Origin of the sequence: Mesorhizobium sp. M0340 (assembly GCF_040321535.1) — a bacterium.
Lineage (GTDB): Bacteria > Pseudomonadota > Alphaproteobacteria > Rhizobiales > Rhizobiaceae > Mesorhizobium.
Genome location: NZ_JAMYRR010000013.1, coordinates 47,799 through 69,182, shown reverse-complemented (window position 1 = coordinate 69,182; position 21,384 = coordinate 47,799). Strand labels below are relative to the sequence as shown.

Below are 21,384 nucleotides of genomic sequence, written 5' to 3'. Positions count from 1 at the left end.
GGTACGTTGCAGGAGCGCGAAACATACGTACCGACCGGTAACATTGTCAACCAGCTAATCGGTACACCAGACATGAAAAGCATTGAACCAACGATCAAGGCGAATGACGCACCGCCGCCTCGCGCCGCCGAACGGATTCTCCAGGTGGCGCGCGACCTGTTTTACCGGCAAGGCATCAGGGCGATCGGCGTCGACGAGATCGTGCGGCGTGCCGGCGTCACCAAGCCCAGCCTCTACCGCAGCTTTCCGTCCAAGGATGAGTTGGCCGCATCCTATCTCCGGCACTATGACCTCGAATTTTGGGAGCGCTTCGACGAGGCGGTGAATGCCCATCCCGGCGATCCGCGCGCGCAGATCCTCGCCTTCCTGACGCGTGTCGGCAAGCGTACGCAAAGGCCCGATTATCGCGGCTGCGGCATGACCAATGCCGCGGTCGAATATCCCGAACATGGCCATCCAGCCCGCGTCGTGAGCGAAGCCAACAAGCGGGAATTGCGCCGGCGCCTGCGTGCCATGGCGGCAGAGATGGGCGCCGGCGACGCCGACACGCTGGGCGACGGGCTGCTGCTCCTGATCGAGGGCGCCTATATCAGCGGCCAGCTGTTCGGTGTCGGCGGGCCGGCGCAGTCGGTCGCCCGCAACGCCGACCTTCTGATCGAGGCAAGCTTGAAGAAATAGCGTTCCGTTTACCAGATCACTGTGAGCAGCCTGAGTTCGTCTAGGCTGCTGCTAGATTTGACGGTACGCTGCGGCAGCCCGAACGGAGTTGTCCGCCATGCGCGCTCTTTTGATCCCGCTTGCCTTCGCCGGCTTCTGCAACGCCGCCCGGGCTGGCGACATATCCAGCGTCTATACCGATCTCGTCTGGGAGAAGGACTGCGTGACTTATGCCCAGGCGGAGGAAGGCGACGGCGACTGGGCCGACCTCGCCTGTTCGGGTTATGGCGGCTACCCGGTAATGGTTTCCTACGACGACGCGCGGGAATCGCTGTTCTACGGCTTTCCACCCGGCGATATGACCACGGTCTGGGAAAGCTTTTCCGGCCTCAACTCGGCTGGACCTAAAGTCGAGTGGCGGATCGAAACCAACGGCAAAACCACCATTCCGTTCGCCGTCATTCATCGTCGCTCGATCAGCGATACCGAGGGCGAGAACAAGTCGACGGAAGTGTTGATCGTCGCCAAGGTTGCCCAGCCTGACGCCCACCAAGGCTGCACGATCGGCCTTGTGCTCGCCACCGGCAATCCCGCCGCCAACGATCAGGCGCGCAAGCTTGCCGACGAGAAGGCACGCACCTTCGCCTGCGGCAAGGACAAGCGCGTAGTGATCGGCGACGCGCCCGCTTTCGGCCGCGTCGACAACTGATTATTTGCGCCCGATAATTACTTGCGCTTGGCCCGCTCGATTGCCTCGACGATCATCTTCTTGGCATAGGCCGCATCGTACCAGCCTTCGATCTTGACCCATTTGCCGGGTTCGAGATCCTTGTAGTGCTCGAAGAAATGCTGCACTTGCTGGCGGGTAATGTCAGGCAATTGCGTGTATTCGTGGACGTCCTCGTAGCGTAAGGTCAGCTTGGGCGAAGGCACCGCGATGACCTTCTCGTCCTGGCCGGCATTGTCCTCCATCACCAGCACGCCGATCGGCCGCACATTGATGACGCAGCCTGGCACCAGCGCGCGCGTGTTGCAGACCAGCACGTCGATCGGGTCGCCGTCGCCCGATAGCGTGTGCGGTACGAAACCGTAATTGCCGGGATAGCGCATCGAAGTGTGAAGGAAGCGGTCGACGAACAGCGTGCCGGCCTCCTTATCCATCTCGTATTTGATCGGCTCGCCGCCGATCGGCACCTCGATAATGACGTTGACGTCCTCGGGCGGGTTCTTTCCGCTGGCAATCGCTTCGATCCGCATCGCTTTATCCCTCTCTCGATTGAAGATCGATAGCGGCCGATGGCGAATGGTGCAATGCGGCGAATGGTACTGGGGGGATCGTCCGAACCGAAACCGGCCGGATCATGCGCTGGCCGTCATTCCCAGACGAAAGCGACCTTCTTCAGCGCCTTCTGCTCGAAGATCTCGACGCCCTCGGCCACATCGCGTCCGCCGGCGCCGGCATAGAAGGCAAGTGCGTTCTGATTGTCTTCCAGCGCCCACACCACCATGCCTTTCAGGCCATGGTCGGCCAGCCGTGCCCGTGCGGCTGCGAACAGCCGGCTGCCGAGCCCGATGCCTTGATACTCCGGCCGCAAGTAAAGCTCGTAGATCTCGCCCTGCTGCCTGAGTTCACGTGCTCGGTTCTTGCCGATCGTCGCGTATCCGGCAATTTTGCCGCCGATTTCGACGACCAGGACGGTGGCGGCCCGGCGAATGGCATTTGCCCACCAATCGGCACCGCGGCGGTTGATCATCGATGTCAGTGTACGGTGCGGGATGATGCCCGAATAGGCGCCGCGCCAGGCCTCGAGATGCACGTCGGCAATGGCGGCTGCATCGCGTGGTTCGGCTTTCCTGATGTCGATGCTCAGCGTATTCATGATTGGTTAACCATAAACCCGCCGCGCCCGATTGCAAGAGTCCGGTCGGCCGCCGCGATGCTTTCACACAGCCGAACAGTGCGTCCTTGAGACGCTGGAAAACCGCTTTTAGCGAGATCAAATCTCGACCAGATGGTCGTCCAGTTCGTTGCTGTCGCCGCTCGAGACCGGAAAATGCTCGGCCAGTACCGCACCGACCGCTTCGATCGCCTTGACGAACCCGTCGGCAAGCCGATCGTCGCCGGCATGCGCCGTAAGGTCGCGGACGACACTGTCCCAGACATGCTGGCCGACACGAGAATCGATGCCGCTGTCGGCGACCACCTCGGCATAGCGCTCGGCGATCGAGACGAACACCAGCACGCCCGTGCGCGCCGTGGTGCGGTGGACGTTGCGGGCGAGGAACTGCTTCATCGCATTGGCGTGGGCGGCTTGGTAGCGCAGACGCCTCGGCACCAAATGGATGCGCAATGCGGGCAATGCCCACAACAGGATGAGCACACTGGCAAGCGCCAGCAGCTCGGCGATGACGAAATGCGGCAAGCGGATCGACAGCCACCAGGCTTCCAGCCCGTAACCGACGGCGAGGCTGACGACGAGCATGCCGAGCATCGCCATGAAAGCGGCCGGGAAAAAATAGCCGTCGCTGGCATGCGCCACGACGCAGTAGATCTCGCCGTCGGTCTTTGCTTCGGCAGCGCGGATCGCATCGGCGATGCGCTCATGATCCTCGGGGCTGATCGGTCGTGTTGCCATGATTGAGGTCTCACCAGCTTCCTGAAGAACCGCCGCCGCCGGACGAACCGCCGCCGCCTGAAAACCCGCCGCCGGAACTTCCGGACGACCAACCGCTGCCGGAACTTCCGGACGACCAGCCACTGCCGGACGAGGTCCCCGACGTCCAGCCAGCGCCACCGGAGGATGACGAAGCTGGCCCACGGCCGTAGCGGAACGTCATGCCCAGCCACTTGTACACGCCCGGCGACAGCTTCGTGCCGAAGATCGGCGGCAGGAATGCCATTGCCAGGCCGCCGAAGAACATCGTCGCCCACAGGACGATGAACAGAACGAAGATGGGATCGACAGGATTGTCATTCGCCGGATTGCGCTTGCCGCGCGCCTCCAGCTCTTCGGGATTGCCTTCCAGCACCATGATCATGTCGTCGACGGCCTTGCTGATGCCGCCAGAGAAATCGCCGGCGCGGAAGGCCGGCACCATGTCGTTTTCGATGATCAGCTTGGTGTGCAGGTCGGTCAGCGTGCCTTCCAGCCCATAGCCGACCTCGATGCGCATCTTGCGGTCGTTCGGCGCCACCAGAAGCAGGACGCCGTTGTTCTCCTTCGCCTGGCCCAGTTTCCAGGCGCGGAACAGCCGGTTTGCGTAAGGCTCGATCTCCTCGCCGTCGAGGCTGGGCATGGTCGCAACCACGATCTGGTCAGAACCTTTGGTCTCGAAATCGGCAAGCTTCTGCGTCAGCGCGGCCTCGGTTGCGGCATCGATGATGCCGGCATTGTCGACGACCCGTCCGGTCAGCGCCGGCAATTCGGCGGCAATGGCCGCGAAGCCGACCAGCAGCACCGCCATGCCCATAAGCGCGGTGCCGATCGTTTTGACGAAACGGCCGAATTCCACCGGGCTGATGGCGTGTCTTGTCATCTCGTCACCAACTTCCCGACGAGCCGCCGCCACCGGACGAACCGCCGCCGCCGGAAAACCCGCCACCGCTTGAACCCGACGACCATCCCCCGCCGGAACCTCCCGACCAGCCGCCGGACGACCGCCGGTTTGGCTCGAAGGTCATGCCCAGCCAGCGATAGCGGCCGGGACCGATCTTCTGGCCGAAGATCGGCGGCAGGATGGAGGCTGCGAGGCCGCCGAAAAAGATGATTGCCCAGATGGCTATGAAGATCGTGAAGAACAGGTCGTCGCTGTTGAACGGCGCCTGCTGGTTGCGTTCGCCGCGGGCTTCCAGCTCTTCGGGATTGCCTTCCAGCACCATGATCATGTCATCGACGGCCTTGCTGATGCCGCCAGAGAAATCGCCGGCACGGAAGGCCGGCACCATGTCGTTTTCGATGATCAGCTTAGTGTGCAGGTCGGTCAGCGTGCCTTCCAGCCCATAGCCGACCTCGATGCGCATCTTGCGGTCGTTCGGCGCCACCAGAAGCAGGACGCCGTTGTTCTCCTTCGCCTGGCCCAGTTTCCAGGCGCGGAACAGCCGGTTGGCGTAAGGCTCGATCTCCTCGCCGTCGAGGCTGGGGATGGTCGCGACGACGATCTGGTCCGAACCTTTGGTCTCGAAATCGGCAAGCTTCTGCGTCAGCGCCGCCTCGGTTGCGGCATCGATGATGCCGGCATTGTCGACGACCCGTCCGGTCAGCGCCGGCAATTCGGCGGCGAGAACGATGAGAGGGAGCAGGAGAAAGGTTAGAACGAAGCCAAGAAAAATCAGGGCGGCGTTTCTTCCCACCCCCCGCTGTGGGGAGATGTCCGGCAGGACAGAGGGGGGCGCGAAGGAATACAAGGCCAACAGGCCCAGGCTCAACAGGCGCCGTTCACCCGCCTTGCGTGGTGTTGGTGCCGAAATCGACCTTCGGCGGCTGCATCTTGTCCTCCTCGATGGTGAAATTCGCAAACGGCTGGTTGCCGCGGAACCACAAGGTCGCCCAGATCACCGACGGGAAAGTCCTCAGCGTCAGATTGTACTCTCTCACTGCCTGGATATAGTCGCGGCGGGCGACCGTGATGCGGTTCTCGGTGCCTTCGAGTTGTGCTTGCAGCGCCAGAAAGTTCTGGTTGGCCTTGAGATCGGGATAGTTCTCCACCACTGCCAGCAGGCGCGACAGCGCGCTGGTCAGGCCGGCCTGGCTGTCCTGGAATTTCTTGAAGGCTTCCGGATTGTTCAGCGTTTCCGGCGTCACGGTCACCTGCGTCGCCTTGGCGCGCGCTTCGACCACGGCGTCGAGCGTGTCCTTCTCGTGCGCGGCGTAGCCCTTGACCGTGTTGACAAGATTGGGGATGAGATCGGCGCGACGCTGGTATTGATTCAACACCTCGCTCCATGCTGCCTTGGCGTTTTCCTCAGCCGTCGGGATGGTGTTGTAGCCGCAGCCGGCAAGCAGCGGCAGCATGACGGCCATGACCAGGAACGCAGCTATATTACGGAAGATTGGCGGTGAAGAAAGGCGCTGGACAAGCATGATAAGGTCCCCTCGATAGCATTGGCACGCGAAGCATTAGCACAATCCTTGCGCAAGAAAATGACTTCGGCCGAGAAGTGTTACTGGTTTTCTACCATTCGCCGTCGGGCCCTGTGACAGACGAGGCGAACGGGTTAAGCTCGGCATAAAACGGGACATCACCATGGCGAAACGCCACGACAGCGACGCGGAATCGCGCCGCATCATCGAACGGGTGGCGCGCGAGACCGACCCGGGCGGCACCTCGTTCCTTGCACGAACCACTAAAGGCGCGCGCGACCGCGTCACCGCGGCCGATGCCGACCGGTCGGATCCGATCGAATATTGGGGCACCCGCATCGGTCGGGCAGCGGGCTTGCTTATTGCCATCGGCCTGTTGATCTGGCTCGTGCTTTTCGTCACCAGGGGCAGTTAGGAAAATCAATGAGTGCCGAAAAAACCGACGCGCCGCGCGCGGTCATCGTCGTCTCCAGCCATGTCGCACGTGGCTCGGTCGGCAACCGTGCCGCCGTCTTTGCGCTGGAGACGCTCGGCTTTCCGGTTTGGGCGGTGCCGACCGTCATTTTGCCCTGGCATCCGGGCCATGGCCGGGCCACCCGCATCGTGCCGCCGCTGGACCAGTTCAAGGCGCTGATGACCGACCTCGAGCGCGCGCCGTGGCTGGGCGAGGTCGGCGCCGTGCTGTCCGGCTATCTCGGCGAGGCTGGCCAGGCCGATGCCGTTGCTTCGCTGGTCGGCGCGGTCAAGGCGAAGATACCGGAAGCCCTCTATATCTGCGACCCGGTGATGGGCGATTCGGGCGGCCTCTACGTACCTGAGCCGACCGCTATCGCCATGCGCGACCGGCTGATGCCGATCGCCGATATCGCCACGCCCAACCGCTATGAGCTGGAATGGATGGCCGGAGCGCCGCTGCCAGACCTGAAATCGGCAATGGCTGCGGCCCTGCAGGCCGGCCCACCGGCCATGCTGGTCACTTCGGCGCCGGCGATGATGGCCGGCGGCACCGGCAATTTGCTGCTCACAGGCAGGGAGGCGCTGCTTGCCGAACACCGGCTCATCGACAAGCCGCCGAATGGGCTCGGTGACCTGACGGCTGCCGTCTACCTGGCGCGGATCCTGTCCGGCCAGCCGGCCGCCAAGGCTCTGCAATCGACCACCGCGGCGGTCTACGAGATCCTGGCGCGCACCGCCAAGCGCGGCGGCGACGAATTGCAGCTCGAGACCGATGCCCAGAGCCTGTCGCACCCAATGGCGATGGTGCAGCTTCGCCATCTCCTGCATCCGGAACGGGACCGCCGGGCGTGACGCAGGCCGAAAACGCCGTGCCGCAGGACGATGCGCCCGAGGACGTTGTGCTTGTCGGCGTCGACGGTTGCAAGGCTGGCTGGATATCCGTCCGCCGCGATCCCGGTGCGGCACCGTCTACAGCCGTTTTCCCAAGCTTCGCGGCGTTGCTCGACCGACTGCCCGTCAATGCGATCGTGGCGGTCGACATGCCGATCGGCCTGCCCGATTTCTCGCAAAGAGGCGGTCGCGGCCCGGAGGCGCTGGTGCGGCCGCTGCTCGGGGCCCGGCAGTCCAGTGTCTTTGCCATCCCCTCCCGCGCCGCGCTCTACGCCGAGATCGAAGCTTTCACCACGCTCGATGCCTGGTACGCCGCACATCGCAAGGCAAGCGAGGTGGCCAGGACGACATCAGATCCGCCGCGCGGCGTCTCGATCCAGGCCTTCGGCATCTTCGCCAAGATCCGCGAGATCGATTCGCTGCTGATCGCGCGGCCCGAACTGCGCAGCCGCGTCTTCGAATCGCATCCGGAAGTTGCCTTCTGCAAACTGAACGGCGACCGCGCTATGCGCCTGCCCAAGAAGATCAGGGGCAACATCAATCCGGCCGGCATGGCCGAACGCAAGGCGCTGCTTGCCCAGCATGGCTATAGCGAGGATTTTCTCGACCAGACGCCGCCGCGCGGCGCGGCCGCCGACGATTTCCTCGACGCCGCGGCAATGATGGTGGTTGCCGGACGCATCGTCAGAGGCGAGGCAATGCCGTTTCCGGATCCGCCGCTCGCCGATCGTTTAGGCATTCCGGTCGCCATTTGGGCCTGAGGACCAGGGCGTCAGGAGCGTGATCTGAGCGCCTCGTTGAGTGCCCACATATCCTTCTCCTCGGGCGCAGTCTCCAATCCGAGCACGGGAATTTGCTTACGCAAATGGTCGTGGTGGGTGCGCACGCCATATTCGAGATCGGAGAGGTAAAAACCTCCGAAGGCTTCGGACAGCATGGATTCGTTGGACCATATCGAAAGCTGCACGTCCTCGGCCAGCGTGTCGCGATCGATGCGGTAGGACAGGTAGCGAGCAGCCGCCTGTTGCCTGGTCTCGTCGCGATAGCGGTAGATGGCGCCGCGCAGCAGCGTCTCACCCGTCGACAGCGGGAATTCCTGATAGAACTGTACCGATTCCGGCATGATCGACAGCACGTTGTTCGGGAAGATGCCGTAGTAGATCCAGGCCTTGCGCAGGTGCTCCGGCAGGTGCTTCGCCTCGGGTGCGAGCTTGATATATTGCGCGACGCTCCAGCGCCGTCCGGCATGCGGATTGTAAGTGGCGAACGAGCGCGACACGCCGTTGACGAACGGCTCGTCGAAATAGGTCGCACCGTAAAGATCCTGCAGCGCCGGATGTGCCATGGCGACGTGGTAGCCTTCATTGTCGACGTCGCGCACCGACTTCCAGTTGACCGGCGTGTTTTGGGTCCAGATGCCCCGGGACGGCACCATCTCGACTACGCCATAATGAGCAATCTCGGCTTCGATCGGCTTCAACAGCTCGGCCACGGATGGCTGCGGCCCACCCTTGCGGAAGCGGATGAAGATGAAGCCCATCCAGATTTCGAGCTCGAGCGGCATCAAGCCGAATTCGGTCTGGTCGAGGTCGGGGAAGGAACGCGGGCGGGCAGCACCGCGCAGTGTGCCGTCGAGATTGTAGACCCAGCCATGGAAAGGGCAGACCAGCGCGTTCTTGCAAGTGCCCTGGCTGTCGGCGACAACGCGACTGCCGCGGTGGCGGCACATATTGTTGAAGGCGCGTACAACGCCATCCTTGCCGCGCACGATCAGCGCCCGCTCGCCGACCACATCCATCGTCAGATAGTCGCCGGCGTTCGGCACGTCGCAGACATGGCCGGCGATCTGCCAATGATTGCGGAAGACGTGCTCTTTCTCGAGTTCGAGCAAGGCGTCGGAATGATAGCTCCAGCCCGGCAGCCCCCGCCGATCCCAATCGTTGGGAATTGCCACGTCACGCAGATGGGGGTTCATAAAGGCTCTTTATTTATTGAATGCTCGTTCAATAAAAGCATATTTCCCGTTGAAATGCAATGGCTTGCGAAAATGGGGCGAATTTTTGACGGGAAATCGAGCGGGATTTGAGAGCCGAGTCCGAACGATCGAAGCCAGGAAAATCCCGGGAATTCCGGACGTTAATCCCCTTACACTTGTTGAACCCCGACGCTCCGTGGGCCTGGAAAGGCGACGTGGATCTGGTGCCGTGGGTAGCTGAAAACGAGAATGCCACCGGTGCTGCCAGCTACGCCTGATCGGTTCGCCCAGGAATGGCCGCGGGCTTGGTTTCATGCCGGTTACACAATCGTTAATCCATCATCGTTGGCCGGTTACAAGGTGCGATTAGGTTCGTTTCAACAGAGAAAAGAAGAAGACCGAAGGAAACGACGATGCGTACGAAAATCCAGGTCACCAATACCGACCTTCGCCAGCAGGGTCCCCAACGTAACGACCGGCGCCCGAAGCTGGCGCTGCGCCAGCGCGCCAGTGATCATCCAATGGCGATGTTCATGCTGCTGGCGTCCGCCGCATTTGCCGGCATGGCGTTGACGCCGACCGTCGGTCCGGCCTTCGCCTCACTGAACCCGCCGGCCAACCTCATCGATGGCGCGACGACCAGCACCAAGACGGCGCGCCTGCCGATTTCGGAGATCGATTTCGCCTGCAAGGGGCAGGCCTGGGGCGCCGAGAGCCTGGACTGCCTGCGCGTCATCGCCGCCCAGTCGGGCAAGGCACGGCCGGTCCGCATGATCGCCAACGCCGCCCCGCTGGCCGATACGCCGAACGTTTTTTGATTTTGCGAGCGCCCTCCAGCACTCCAGTCAGGCTCCCGCCGCAATGTCGGCCGGGAGCTCTTTTTTCTTCCGGGAGAGATGGCGGAGTCTAGCCGCCCAGAGCAGCCTGCTCGGCAATGGCCGAGAGCACGCCGCGCACATCCAGCGTGCTGAACGGTTTTTCGAGGATTGGCGGCCGCTGCGGCGCCGGCAGCGCCTCGATCTCGCCTTTCGCGCCGATCAGATCGCCGGTGACAAGCACGAAGCGCCGCGCCAGACCCGGCAATTCGGCGAGTAGCTCGCGATAGGCGGCTATGCCGCTGGTGCCGGGCATGCGCAAATCGGAAAACACGATGTCCGGCGGGACATGGCCACTCAGCGTAGCGGCGGCCGAGACCCAGGCCGGCACGATCCGCGACTTGATGCCCATCAACTCCAGAATGTCGGACAGGGACGCGGCGACATCCGGCTCATCGTCTATGATCAGCGCGTGACGCAAGCCGCTCGACCGCGACGGAGCTTCGCCGGCGGCGGCCGCGCCGGCCGCGATCGCCGGCAGCTGCACGACAAAACGCACACCTCTCGGCGAAACCTCCTCGAACCAGATATTGCCATTGTGCCGCTCGATGATCGATTTCGAGATCGACAGACCGATGCCGGTACCGACACCGACCGGCTTGGTGGTGAAATAGGATTCGAATATGCGTGAACGTATCGCTTCCGGCACGCCTGGTCCGTTATCCTCGACCGAGAATCCGGGATTGCCGCGGTCGCTGCGAAACGTCCGGACCTTGATCCGGCGGTCGCCGGCAACGCCGGCCAAGGCATGCTGGCTGTTGATGAGGAAGTTGGCGGCCACCTGCGTCACGTGGTCGGCATCTGCCATGGCCAGCAGCGGGCCGCTGGCGAAATCGGTGTCGATGATGATGCCGCTCGACCGTGCGCCATAGGCGGTCACTTCGAGTGCGGCGCGGATCACCTGGTTGAGGTCGGTTTCGGCCTGTGCGGCCGGGTGCAGGCGGACCATCGACAGGAAGCTCTTGACGATACGGCCGCAGCGCTCGGCAGCGGCGCGCACTTTTTCGGCGCGCACCTTGGTCTGCGGATCGGCGGCGAATTCGTGCAGCAGCGTCGACTGGGCGACAACCACGGCCAGCGGATTGTTGAGCTCGTGCGACACGCCGGCGAGCAGCGAGCCCATCGCCGCCATCTTCTCGTTCTGGTGCAGTTTTTCGCGCTGGCGATTGATTTCCTCCTCAGCCCGCAACTTGTCGCGCAGGTCACGGATGGAGCCGAAGATCAGCTGGCGATCGGCGACGCGCATCTCGGTTGCCGTCAGCTCGATCGGAAAAACCTCGCCGGCGGCATTCTGGGTGACCGTTTCAAGCCGTTGGCCGACCATCGGCGCGCCGCGGCCCGACATGTATTCGGCGCCCGACGCATAGCCCTTGCGATAATATTCCGGCACGACCGTATCGAGCAGGTCTTTGCCGAGGATGGCGCTGCGCCGATAGCCGAACATCTTCTCGGCGGCCGGATTGAATTCGATGATCGAGCCGGTCTCGTCGATGACGATGATGGCGTCGAGCGAGGCCTGCAGCATGGTGCGGCGAATGACGTCGCTGGCATGCGCGTCGGACGGCGACCGTTCGATGGCATCGCCGATGGCGAGTGCCACCATGTGCAGCGCCGCCTCTTCCTGGTCGGTCCATTCGCGTTCGTGGATGCAGTCGTTGATCGCCAGCGTGCCCCACAAATTACCGTGCGAAAAGACCGACACCGACAGGAACGACTTGATGTTCTGCTTTTCGAAATCCGTCCGCAGAAAGCCTTCGAGATCGCGTGTGTGCCCGGCGAAGATCTTGCCTTGACGCTCGTCCTCCGCCAGCCGTTCCAGCAATGGGTCCGAATCGACGACCGACTGCATGATAACGGTCGGTGACGCCAGCTCGCCGCCAAACCGGGGGGCGATCCAATAAGCGGCGACCGACTGGGCGAAGCCCTGGCCGGGCAGTTCGCGCAGGCGAAACAGGATGCCGCGGTGACAATCCATGGCTTCGCAAAGCGTTTGGAGGATACCCTCCATCTCGCGCTGCCAGTCACCGGCTTCGCGCAGCCGGCGAACCACATGCACGGCCACCATCGCCGCGCCCTGTCTGGCGCCCTGCACGTCCACGCGTGTTGTTTCAGCCGTCATGATCAGCCGTCATTTCCTGGCCGCGGCTTCCTCAAGCCGCCGCCTTAGTTATTTTCACCGACTGGCAGCGAGAAGATATAGCCTTCGCCGCGCACCGTGCGCAGGAATTTCGGATTGGCCGGATCCGCCTCGATCTTCTTTCTCAGCCGCATGATGCGGATGTCGACGGCGCGGGACGATTCCGGATCCTCGACGAAACCGATCGCCTCGGAGATCGCCGCCCGCGTCAACAGCCGGTTGGCGCGCGTCAGGAACACCTCCAGCACGTCGAACTCGCTCTTGGCCATGTCAATGACCGCGCCGTTGGCGCCGGTGACGAGCCTGCCGTCGAGATCGGCGTGAAAGGGTCCAAAGCTCACGGACCGGCGGCCGCCGGATGTTTCAGCCTTGGCCTTTTGTGGCTCGGTCGGCTCCGGAACGCGGCGCAGCACGCTGCGCACCCTGGCCAGCACTTCGCGCAATTCGTAAGGCTTGACGATGTAGTCGTCAGCGCCGAGCTCCAGTCCGACGATGCGGTCGAGCGCAGTACCGGCGGCCGTCGCATAGATGATGCCGATCGGCATTTTCGACCGCATCCAGCGCCCGAGCGACAGGCCGTCCTCGCCCGGCATGGCGATGTCGAGAATGGCAAGATGGAAGGACTGCACTTCCAAGAGGTCGCGCGCCGCCGCCGCACTTTCGGCCGTGGCCACATCATAGCCGCTGGCGCCGAGATACTCGGCGACCGCGTCCCTCAGGTCGGGCTCGTCCTCGACGATGACAATTCGTGCACGCACGATGCTTTCGCTCCCGCTTTCAGTGGAAAGTAGATTGGGTATAAACATGATGTCCAGCACTCTTCTTGGGTTGCCGTATGCGGGGTAGAAAAACATGGCTGCACGATCCGTTATCGCGCTTGTTTCCGTCGCTGAAGTAATTGCCACCGATCTCGCCGATCATCTCGAGCGGCGCGGTCATGACGTCCGTGCGGCACGACAGCCGTGGGAGGCCGAATCGCTGCTTTCGGAAAAGGGTATCGATGTCGTGGTTGTCGGCGACAGCGTCAGCCAGGCGGAGGGGCGCGACCTGCTCAGGCGACATGGCGGCGAAGGTGGACCGGATTTCATCCTGATCTGCCGCCCGGCCGATCTGGTCGACAAGGTTCTGGCGCTCGAACTCGGCGCCGCCGACGTCGTCGAAAGCCCGCTCAATGTCAGGGAGCTTGCGGCTCGCGTCGGCGGCCTTCTGGCTCGGCGCGGCAGGAGCGCCGGGGAACTGATCGTGCTGGAGAACGCGACCGTCGATCTCCGATCGGCCATTGTCATGCACCGCTCGGGAACGGAAGAACAGCTGTCCCCCGGGCAGGTGGCGCTGCTCAGGCTGTTCCTGGCCAGCCCGCGCAAGGTGCTGACGCGGGACGACATCATCGCCGCCGCGCCCGCCGAAAATGCCGAAGCCTTCGATCGGTCGATCGATTCGCGCATCGTGCGGCTGCGCCGCAAGCTCGATACCGAAACCATCACCACCATACGGGGTGCCGGTTACCGGTTCGATCCGCCGACGCAATTCGCCGATTGAATGCAGGACAGCCACCCTTTTGTCTTGAACATCGGGTTTTCCCAAAACCGGTTTCCACTTTGGGGTCCGATGCTCTTCAGCGCACCACGAGAAGCGATGGGCCGGACGGCATGTCACCGATCGTACTGACCTCGCCGGCATGAGCACGTTCCTTCAGCAGCACGGTGGCGAGGCCGGCAATGCCGAGCAGCCCCTGGACGTAAAGCAGGGCGGAAAGCACGGAAGCGGCGAATTTCGTTTTCATCCTGTTCGTTCCTCAAAATTGGAATTTACGGGCACTTCAGGGGACCCCCCGAAGCGCCCGCGCCGCCAGCGGAGCCCCCCGTTGCGGCGCGGGCCTTCGGTCCTCTCGGCTGCAAGTTGCCGGAGGCGCCGCGCATCCTCAACGGCCCTAAGCCGCCCCCGCCAGAGGGGCTTGAGCCGGTCGACGCGCAGGCTGGAAAGTGTCCAGATCAATCCAGGCCGTAGCGAAAACAGTGTTGGCTTCCGATCGTTCGTTGCCCGCTGTTTTCGTTAGATCAACTTTGCCTGTTCGCTGTATCCGGATCATGCCGCCGACGCTGCGCTTTGTTGCAGCTCGGTTTCGGAGTCAGGTGAATTCCTATCAAACGAAAGGCAATCGCGTATTGGCGCCGCGGTTTGGCCGATCCGCCTAGGCAAACACGCCACCCGTCATGACGACGTCGTGCAACTGCAAGCTGCTTTGCACGGACCTTTTCTGTTAACCAGGGGAAACAGAATCGAAACACAAACGAGCATCTTGCGAAATCGGCTTGAAACATGACGCCCCGATAAGCCGGTCATGAATTGGGCCGGCCCCGACCGGCAGAATAGGGGAGACATCATGTACACTGCCATTTCCGCCAAGCTCATCAACATCGCCGCCGCCGTCATCACCGGTACTGCCTTGCTTGTCAGTGCCGGCAACGGCGCAGCCCACGCCGCCGCCAACAAGATCGTCGCGCGTGTGTCGCTATCGCAGCAGACCATGGAAATTCTGGTCGACGGCCGGCCGACATTCGCCTGGAAGGTTTCGACGGGCGACAGGACGCACGTCACACCGACCGGTTCGTTCAAGCCGACCCGCATGCATGAAATTTGGTATTCGAAGAAATACGACAACGCCCCGATGCCGCATTCGGTGTTCTTCAACGGCGGCTACGCCGTACATGCGACAAGCGCCATCAAGCGCCTCGGCCAGCCGGCCTCGCATGGCTGCGTGCGTCTGCATCCGGACAACGCCGCCGATTTCTACCAGCTCGTCGAGGTCTTCGGCCCGGCCAACACCAGCATCGTCATCGTCAAGTGAGCGATGCTGCTCTCGTCGCTCTCAAAAAGGCCGGAAATCCGGCCTTTTATTGTACAATATCAGTACAATCTAATCCGGCATCGCCGGCATCAGCTTCGGATCCGGCTTTTCGGCGTGATGCGGCAGGTCCTTGCTGGCGATAAAGGTGTAGAACATCGGCACCACGAACAGCGTGAACATGGTTCCGACCAGGATGCCGGTGAAGATCACCAGGCCCATCGAATAGCGTGCCGCGGCACCGGCGCCGCTGGAGATGATCAGCGGCACCACGCCTAGCGCCATCGCCGCCGTCGTCATCAGGATCGGCCGCAGCCGCACCCTGGCCGAGGCGATGATCGCATCGCGCCGCCGCATGCCGTGCATTTCACGCTGCTGGTTGGCGAACTCGACCAGAAGGATGCCGTGCTTGGTGATCAGGCCGATCAAGGTGATCAAGCCGACCTGGGTGTAGATGTTGAGGGTGCCGAGCCCGATATTAAGCGGCACGATCGCGCCGAAGATCGAGAGTGGCACCGCCATCATGATGATCAACGGATCGCGGAAGCTTTCGAACTGCGCCGCCAGCACCAGGTAGATGACGAGCACTGCCGCCGCGAAGGCGATGATGATCGTGTAGCCCTGTTCCTTCTCCTGCCGCGATTGACCGGTATAGTCGATGAAGAAAGTGTCCGGCAGGCTCTCCTTGGCGATATCCTCGATCGCTTTCAAACCGTCGCCGGTGGTGACGCCAGGAAGCGGCAAGGCGGAAATCGTTGCGGAATTCAACTGGTTGAATTGCTCGATCGCCGCCGGCGACGCGTTGGTCGAGATCTTCACCACCGCAGAGAGCGGCACCATCTCACCCGAGACGCTGCGCACGAAATACTCCCCAAGTTTTTCGGGATTGTCGCGGAATTGCTGCGGCACCTGCGGGATGATGTCGTAGCTGTTGGATTCGCGGTCGAATTGCGCCACCTCGGCGCCACCGACCAAGAGGGTCAGCGTCCGGCCGATTTCGGCGATCGGCAGGTTGAGTGCCGCGGCGCGGTCGCGGTCGATCGTCACTGTCACTTGCGGCGCATCGTAGGACATGGAATTCTGCACGGCGAGGAAGCGACCGGAGGCCTGCGCCTTGTTCTTGATATTCTCGGCGGCCTCGTACACCTGGGAGGCCTCCCCGGTCGAGCGCACCACCATCGTGATTGGCAGGCCGCCGCCGGAGCCGGGCAGCGTCGGTGGTGCGAAGACGAAAGCCTCGACGCCTGCCACCTTGGCAAGGCGGGCAGTGATGTCTTCCTGAAGTTCCTTCGAGCTGCGCGCGCGCTCGGCCCAGTCCTTGAACGCAAAGCCGACGAAAGCGCTGTTGGTCGGGCCTTGGAACGCGACGGCGGAGAACCGTGCCCTGGTTTCGGGGATATCATTCACCAGCCCGAGAATCTGGTTCACATAGGTCTCGGTGTAGTCCGACGTCGCGTAACGCGGCGCGTTCACAATAGACAGCAAGAAGCCCTGGTCTTCTTCCGGCGCCAGTTCGCTCGCGGTCTTTGTGAACATGAAGCCGGTCGTGGCGACCAGTGCGATGACGATCATCAGCGTCACCGGGCGATATTTCAGCGAGCCGCTGACCAGCCGCTCGTAGACGTGTTCGACGCGCCCGAACGTGTTGTCGACAATGCGCTGGAAGCGGCTGTGCGACCCGGCCCTCAGGATGCGTGCCGACATCATCGGCGTGACGGTTAGGGCGACGACACCCGAAAGCACCACCGAGCCGGCAAGCGTCACCGCGAATTCGCGAAACAGTGCGCCTGTCAGGCCGCCGGTGAAGGCCAGCGGCGCGAACACCGCGGCCAGCGTTATCGTCATGGCGACGACGGCGGACGAGATCTCCCGCATGCCGTTGAAGGCCGCCTGCATCGGCGACAAGCCGTCTTCCTCCATGTGGCGGTGGATGTTTTCCACCACCACGATGGCATCGTCAACAACCAGTCCGATCGCCAGCACCATGGCCAGCAACGATAAAAGGTTGATCGAATAACCCAAAGAAAACAGCAGGAAACAGACGCCGATCAGCGACAGCGGAATGGTCACGATCGGCATCAGCACCGAGCGGAACGAGCCGAGGAAGAGCAGGATGACGACGATGACGATGGCGACCGCCTCGCCGATGGTCTTGAACACCTCCTCGATCGACGCGCTGATCTGCTCGGTCGAGTCGTAGACGATCTCGATCGTCATGCCGAGCGGCAGCGTCTCCTGGATCGTTGGCACAATCTTGTGGATCGCCGCCGCGGTGGTCAGTGGATTGGCGGCCGGCGTCGGAAAGATGGCGAGAAAGATGCCGGGCTTGCCGTTGAACGTGACCCTGGTGTCGGTGCTCGCCGCGGCGAGCTCGACGCGGGCCACGTCGCGCAGCCTCACCACATTGCCGTCTTTCGAGCGGAGCGGAAGGGCAGCGAAAGCCTCCGGCGTCTGCAGGGTCGAGCGAACCGTGATCGAGGAAGCCACATATTCGTTTTCGGTATCGCCGGGCGCGGAGAGGAAATTCGATTCGTTGATGGCGGTCAGCACTTCCGCCGCCGTCACGCCGCGCGCCGCCAGTTTGATCGGGTCGATCCAGACACGCATCGAATATTCGGCGGCGCCGAAAATCTGCACGTCGGCGACACCTTCGACCGTCGAGATACGCGGCCGCACGACACGCTCGATATATTCGGTGAGCTGTTCCGGTGTCATGTTCGGATTCTGCATCGATATGTACATCATCGCGAACTGCTGGCCAGTGCCCTTGACGATCACCGGGTCTTTGGTTTCGTCCGGCAGATCGCCGCGAACACTCTGAACCTTCGACAAGACTTCGTTCAGCGCGACGTCGGGGTCGGAGCCGAGCTTCATCTGCACCGTCACGGTGCTGGAGGACGGCCGGCTCGACGACGTGACATAATCGATGTTTTCGGTCGAAGCGACGGCACGCGCGATCGGCGCGGAAATGAACCCCTGGATCAGGTCGGCGCTGGCACCGGGATAGGCCGTGGTGATGGTGATGGCCGTTTCTTCAACCTCTGGATACTGCCGAATCGAAAGGTTGAAGATGCCCTGAAAACCCAGAAGCAGGATCATGCAGGCAAGCACGGTCGAGAGAACCGGGCGGCGGATGAAGAGGTCGGAAAAGCTCATTGCTGGGCTGCCTGCTGGTTCCCCGGCTTGCTCGGATCGATCGTGTTGTCGACGGCAACGGACATGCCGTTGGAGAGCCGGTTCTGGCCGGCCGTAACGACTTCGTCGCCGGGCTGGATGCCTTCCAGGATCTCGACCAGGCCGGCGTTGTGGCGGCCTGGCTTGACGAACACCTGGGCGAGCACGAGCTGCGGCTTCTGTTCTTCCGCTGCCGGCTTGGCTTCCGCTGCCGGTTTGGCTGGGGTAGCGGCCGGCTTTTCGTCGGGTTTTGCCGCGGGTGCTTCGGCCGCCGGCTTGGCAGCATCTGCAGCCGGCTTTTCTTCCGGCTTTGCCTCGGGAGCCGCGCCGTTGGCTTCGGCGGATTTGGCCGGGCGCACCACGAAGACGAAGTCGCCGTACAGGCTGGAGGTCAGCGCCGTCTGCGGCAGCGCCAGCACGTCGTTCTCCTCGGGCAGTTCGACGCGCACCTGGACGAACTGGCCCGGCGTCAGCTTACCTTCGGGATTGCCGACCTCCGCCCTTACCGTCACCAGCCGGCTGGTCGGGTCGATCTTCGGATCGATGCCGCGGATGCTGCCGGTGAACGGCATGTCGCCGCCGCCGACGCCCAACCGCACCCTCTGTCCGATCTTCAGCTGCGGAAGCTGCTGCTCCGGCACGGTGAAATCGACACGCATCGTATCCATGTCCTGCAAGGTCACTACGGCGGTGCCGGGTGTGAGATACTGGCCAAGGTCGATTTTCGGGATACCGACAGTACCCTTGAAGGGGGCGGTCAACTGCTTTTGGTCGAGCACCGCTTGCAGCTTGTTTACCTGCGCGGCTGAGACCGATGCTGCTGCCTGCGCCGTGTCGAGCGTAGCATCGGTGCCGACCCCGCGCTTCTGCAGCTCGAGAGCGCGCATCAGCGTCGTCTGGTCGGAGGTGGCTTGCGCCTTCGACGCGACGAGGTCGGCTCGCTCGACGGCATCGTCAAGTTGCAGCAGGACGGCGTTGGCGGCGACCTTCTGATTGGCATGGAACAGGATGTCCTTGACGATGCCAGCAGTTTCGACCGTCAGGTCGACGCCGCGCACGGCACTGACAGTGCCGATCGCCTCGATGCCGGGCGTCCAGGACATCGGTTTGACGATGACTGTCGACACGGTCGCGGCCGGCGGCTTCATGGTGGCGAAGAACTGTTTGATCGCATTGTCGCGAAACAGGTTGAAGCCGACGATGCCGCCGCACACCAGCACGAGCAGAATGAAGGCGATGATGAAGCGCTTGATCACGAACAGTTCCCTCGGCCATGGCCCAGCATAACGGTCGGATGACCGGAACACATACCTGTGACTGGTCCCAATTTCAAATGATGGCGATCTTACTGTACCGTCTGGACGGTCTTGTCAATTCCGCCTAAGCTAATGAATGGGGAACGATTGATGAAGGTCCGCAGAGCAAATTCGCGCGAAAAAATTCTCGCTGCTGCCGCCGCGGTAGCGCGCGAGACGGGTCCTGGCAGCCTGTCGCTGGACGCTGTTGCCAGCCGTGCCGGCGTGTCGAAGGGTGGTCTTCTCTACAATTTCCCGACCAAGGCGAAATTGATGCAGGCGCTGGTGGAGGATTATCTCAGCGCATTCCAACAGGCGCTGGAGGCCGCCCGCAAGAACAGCGGCAGCGGCGAGAGCCCGCTCGCCGCCTATATCAGGCTTTCGGCCGAGCATGCCGAGGAGTCGAAGCCATCGGCATCCTGGATATTTTCGGCTATCGCCGAGGATCCCGACTTCCTGACGCCGATAAAATCGTTCAGGCGGCAGGTGTTCGAACGGCTGAAGGAGGAGACGCCGAACCTCAAGGCGCTGCTGATCTGCTATCTCGCCATCGAGGGACTTCGCAGCATGAATCTGTTCGGTTCGGATATTCTTTCCGCCGACGAGCGCCGGCTGCTGATATCGACCCTGCTGGAGATCGCGGAATAGTCTAGGAATACGCTGGCCGGATTCAATTGCTTCGACTGTCGGGACGTGGCTGGAGCGAGGTGCGTCCACTTGGGGCAGAGTAGGCTCCACGCTTTGAACCTGCGTCTCGGTGCTTTCCGAAAATCGGTTCCGATTTTCGGGCCGATGCGCTAGAGCCTTTCGGGATTGACCCGAGCTGCCTTCAACCCGGAAAGGCTCCCACCGCTGCCCATGCCCCATCTTCCCGAGCATCTTCTCACCGGCTACCGCAGTTTCATGAGCGGCCGCTATCTCACCGAAAGCGGCCGTTATCGCTCGCTGGCGCGGGAGGGCCAGGCACCCGAAACGATGATCGTCGCCTGCTGCGATTCGCGGGCCGCGCCCGAAGCGATCTTCGACGCCGGGCCCGGCGAGTTGTTCGTGCTGCGCAATGTCGGCAATCTGGTGCCGCCCTATGCGCCCGACGATCAGTTCCACTCGACATCGGCGGCGCTCGAATTTGCCGTGCAGAGCCTCAAGGTCAAGAACATCGTGGTGATGGGCCACGGCCGCTGCGGCGGCATCCGCGCGGCACTCGACACCACGGCCGCACCCTTGTCGCCGGGCGATTTCATTGGCAAGTGGATGAGCCTGATCGCGCCTGCGGCCGAGACCGTATCGTCCAGCACCTTCATGACCGCGACCGAGCGCCAGACGGCGCTGGAGCGCATCTCGATCCGCTATTCCATAGCCAATCTGCGCACCTTCCCTTGTGTTTCGATCCTCGAAGGCAAGGGGCGGCTGTCGCTGCACGGTGCCTGGTTCGATATTTCGACCGGCGAGCTTTGGGTGATGAACAAGGACACAGGCGATTTCGAGCGGCCGGAGACGGAGTAGGAGACGAGGGGCATGATGCGAGCTCGGTTCGCGTTCGCGGCGGCGGCACTGCTGTGCTCAGCAAATGTTGCCGGCGCCGACGATAGCGCGATCATAGACCGCTGGTATTCGGCACTGCTGGTCGCCGACCGCACCGAATTGTCGGACCTGCTCGCCGACAACGTCCGCATCAAGCTCGACGACCTCGGCGTCGTGCAAAGCAAGCAGGAATTCATCGCCTCGATCGTCGAGTGGCAGGGCGCCGTCGCCGGGGCCGAAATCCGCCACCGGATCGAGAAGACGGAGGGCGGCGTCACCACTGTGATCGCCTGCTATGATTTTCCCAGCAACGACATGCTGATGCAGGAGACTTTCGCGGTCGCCAACGACCAGATCAGCGCCAGTTCGCAAGCCGCGATCGCCGAAAATTGCGACGGTTACTGACGGAACCATGAACTGGGGCCGCTGTTGCGCGCAACCGGCCGGCGCCTTACATCGGTGACGATCCATCTCCTC

General features: G+C 62.6%; 23 protein-coding genes. 11 read left to right on the top strand and 12 right to left on the bottom strand.

The genetic code is table 11. From position 1 onward, the window contains the following. Nucleotides 1-72: 72 nt before the first annotated feature. Both NKI79_RS19320 and NKI79_RS19315 read left to right on the top strand, forming a co-directional pair. Nucleotides 73-678, top strand: coding sequence for a TetR/AcrR family transcriptional regulator (locus tag NKI79_RS19320; protein WP_352509069.1), 606 nt, complete (start codon nt 73-75; stop codon nt 676-678). 97 nt (nt 679-775) lie between these two features. Next, nucleotides 776-1,366 (top strand): hypothetical protein, encoded by a 591-nt coding sequence (locus NKI79_RS19315; protein WP_352803471.1) that lies wholly within the window; start codon nt 776-778, stop codon nt 1,364-1,366. A 17-nt stretch (nt 1,367-1,383) separates the two neighbouring features. On the opposite strand, the gene ppa is transcribed toward NKI79_RS19315, so the two are convergent. From ppa to NKI79_RS19285, 6 genes are all read right to left on the bottom strand, one after another. Continuing rightward, nucleotides 1,384-1,914, bottom strand: coding sequence for an inorganic diphosphatase (gene ppa, locus NKI79_RS19310; RefSeq protein WP_023721304.1), 531 nt, complete (start codon nt 1,912-1,914; stop codon nt 1,384-1,386). Between the two features lie 116 nt (nt 1,915-2,030). Beyond that, nucleotides 2,031-2,537 (bottom strand): GNAT family N-acetyltransferase, encoded by a 507-nt coding sequence (locus tag NKI79_RS19305; protein WP_254817749.1) that lies wholly within the window; start codon nt 2,535-2,537, stop codon nt 2,031-2,033. Nucleotides 2,538-2,654: 117 nt separating this feature from the next. Next, on the bottom strand, nt 2,655-3,293 hold the full coding sequence (locus tag NKI79_RS19300; protein ID WP_352803469.1) for a TPM domain-containing protein: 639 nt from the start codon (nt 3,291-3,293) through the stop codon (nt 2,655-2,657). Between the two features lie 10 nt (nt 3,294-3,303). Next, complete coding sequence (locus tag NKI79_RS19295; RefSeq protein ID WP_502894193.1) at nt 3,304-4,128, bottom strand: TPM domain-containing protein; 825 nt, start codon at nt 4,126-4,128, stop codon at nt 3,304-3,306. Between the two features lie 70 nt (nt 4,129-4,198). Beyond that, complete coding sequence (locus tag NKI79_RS19290) at nt 4,199-5,008, bottom strand: TPM domain-containing protein (protein ID WP_352896702.1); 810 nt, start codon at nt 5,006-5,008, stop codon at nt 4,199-4,201. Between the two features lie 85 nt (nt 5,009-5,093). Beyond that, complete coding sequence (locus NKI79_RS19285; protein ID WP_352803463.1) at nt 5,094-5,738, bottom strand: LemA family protein; 645 nt, start codon at nt 5,736-5,738, stop codon at nt 5,094-5,096. A gap of 163 nt (nt 5,739-5,901) precedes the next feature. Here NKI79_RS19285 and NKI79_RS19280 point away from each other — a divergent pair, with 163 nt between their 5' ends. From NKI79_RS19280 to NKI79_RS19270, 3 genes are read left to right on the top strand one after another with little or no spacing between them, the layout of a single operon-like run. Then, a complete protein-coding gene (locus tag NKI79_RS19280; RefSeq protein WP_352801974.1) occupies nt 5,902-6,153 on the top strand; it encodes a hypothetical protein in 252 nt (83 codons plus the stop codon). An 8-nt stretch (nt 6,154-6,161) separates the two neighbouring features. Beyond that, the gene (gene pdxY / locus NKI79_RS19275) at nt 6,162-7,046 is read left to right on the top strand and encodes a pyridoxal kinase PdxY (RefSeq protein WP_352803460.1); all 885 of its coding nucleotides are present in this window, start codon (nt 6,162-6,164) and stop codon (nt 7,044-7,046) included. Then, nucleotides 7,043-7,846, top strand: coding sequence for a DUF429 domain-containing protein (locus NKI79_RS19270; protein ID WP_352803459.1), 804 nt, complete (start codon nt 7,043-7,045; stop codon nt 7,844-7,846). The genes pdxY and NKI79_RS19270 overlap by 4 nt, the downstream gene beginning before the upstream one ends. 11 nt (nt 7,847-7,857) lie before the next feature. Here NKI79_RS19270 and NKI79_RS19265 read toward each other — a convergent pair whose 3' ends face one another. Next, complete coding sequence (locus NKI79_RS19265; RefSeq protein WP_352803456.1) at nt 7,858-9,060, bottom strand: aromatic ring-hydroxylating oxygenase subunit alpha; 1,203 nt, start codon at nt 9,058-9,060, stop codon at nt 7,858-7,860. Between the two features lie 413 nt (nt 9,061-9,473). On the opposite strand from NKI79_RS19265, the gene NKI79_RS19260 reads away from it, so the two are divergent. Beyond that, nucleotides 9,474-9,878, top strand: coding sequence for a hypothetical protein (locus NKI79_RS19260; protein WP_352480028.1), 405 nt, complete (start codon nt 9,474-9,476; stop codon nt 9,876-9,878). Between the two features lie 88 nt (nt 9,879-9,966). On the opposite strand, the gene NKI79_RS19255 is transcribed toward NKI79_RS19260, so the two are convergent. Continuing rightward, a complete protein-coding gene (locus NKI79_RS19255; RefSeq protein WP_352803453.1) occupies nt 9,967-12,054 on the bottom strand; it encodes a PAS domain S-box protein in 2,088 nt (695 codons plus the stop codon). 44 nt (nt 12,055-12,098) lie between these two features. Then, nucleotides 12,099-12,878 (bottom strand): response regulator, encoded by a 780-nt coding sequence (locus NKI79_RS19250; RefSeq protein WP_254817757.1) that lies wholly within the window; start codon nt 12,876-12,878, stop codon nt 12,099-12,101. Nucleotides 12,879-12,924: 46 nt separating this feature from the next. Here NKI79_RS19250 and NKI79_RS19245 point away from each other — a divergent pair, with 46 nt between their 5' ends. Beyond that, a complete protein-coding gene (locus NKI79_RS19245) occupies nt 12,925-13,611 on the top strand; it encodes a response regulator transcription factor (protein ID WP_292663715.1) in 687 nt (228 codons plus the stop codon). A gap of 76 nt (nt 13,612-13,687) precedes the next feature. Here the strand turns inward: NKI79_RS19245 and NKI79_RS19240 are convergent, their stop codons facing one another. Continuing rightward, the gene (locus tag NKI79_RS19240) at nt 13,688-13,855 is read right to left on the bottom strand and encodes a hypothetical protein (protein ID WP_352803450.1); all 168 of its coding nucleotides are present in this window, start codon (nt 13,853-13,855) and stop codon (nt 13,688-13,690) included. Nucleotides 13,856-14,455: 600 nt separating this feature from the next. Here NKI79_RS19240 and NKI79_RS19235 point away from each other — a divergent pair. Then, on the top strand, nt 14,456-14,920 hold the full coding sequence (locus tag NKI79_RS19235) for a L,D-transpeptidase (RefSeq protein ID WP_254817760.1): 465 nt from the start codon (nt 14,456-14,458) through the stop codon (nt 14,918-14,920). 69 nt (nt 14,921-14,989) lie between these two features. On the opposite strand, the gene NKI79_RS19230 is transcribed toward NKI79_RS19235, so the two are convergent. Beyond that, nucleotides 14,990-18,073 carry an efflux RND transporter permease subunit gene (locus NKI79_RS19230; protein ID WP_352690248.1) on the bottom strand — a complete coding sequence of 1,028 codons (3,084 nt, stop codon included), beginning with the start codon at nt 18,071-18,073 and terminating at the stop codon, nt 14,990-14,992. After that, nucleotides 18,070-19,347: an efflux RND transporter periplasmic adaptor subunit gene (locus NKI79_RS19225; RefSeq protein WP_502894189.1), complete on the bottom strand. Its 1,278-nt coding sequence runs from the start codon at nt 19,345-19,347 to the stop codon at nt 18,070-18,072. The genes NKI79_RS19230 and NKI79_RS19225 overlap by 4 nt, the downstream gene beginning before the upstream one ends. A gap of 150 nt (nt 19,348-19,497) precedes the next feature. Here NKI79_RS19225 and NKI79_RS19220 point away from each other — a divergent pair, with 150 nt between their 5' ends. The 3 genes from NKI79_RS19220 to NKI79_RS19210 all read left to right on the top strand — a co-directional run bounded on the left by NKI79_RS19220 (nt 19,498) and on the right by NKI79_RS19210 (nt 21,312). Continuing rightward, nucleotides 19,498-20,034, top strand: a complete 537-nt coding sequence (locus tag NKI79_RS19220) for a TetR/AcrR family transcriptional regulator (RefSeq protein WP_352803446.1) — start codon at nt 19,498-19,500, stop codon at nt 20,032-20,034. 210 nt (nt 20,035-20,244) lie between these two features. Beyond that, nucleotides 20,245-20,889, top strand: a complete 645-nt coding sequence (locus NKI79_RS19215) for a carbonic anhydrase (protein ID WP_352480025.1) — start codon at nt 20,245-20,247, stop codon at nt 20,887-20,889. Nucleotides 20,890-20,904: 15 nt separating this feature from the next. After that, on the top strand, nt 20,905-21,312 hold the full coding sequence (locus tag NKI79_RS19210) for a nuclear transport factor 2 family protein (RefSeq protein ID WP_352803624.1): 408 nt from the start codon (nt 20,905-20,907) through the stop codon (nt 21,310-21,312). Nucleotides 21,313-21,384: the final 72 nt, after the last annotated feature.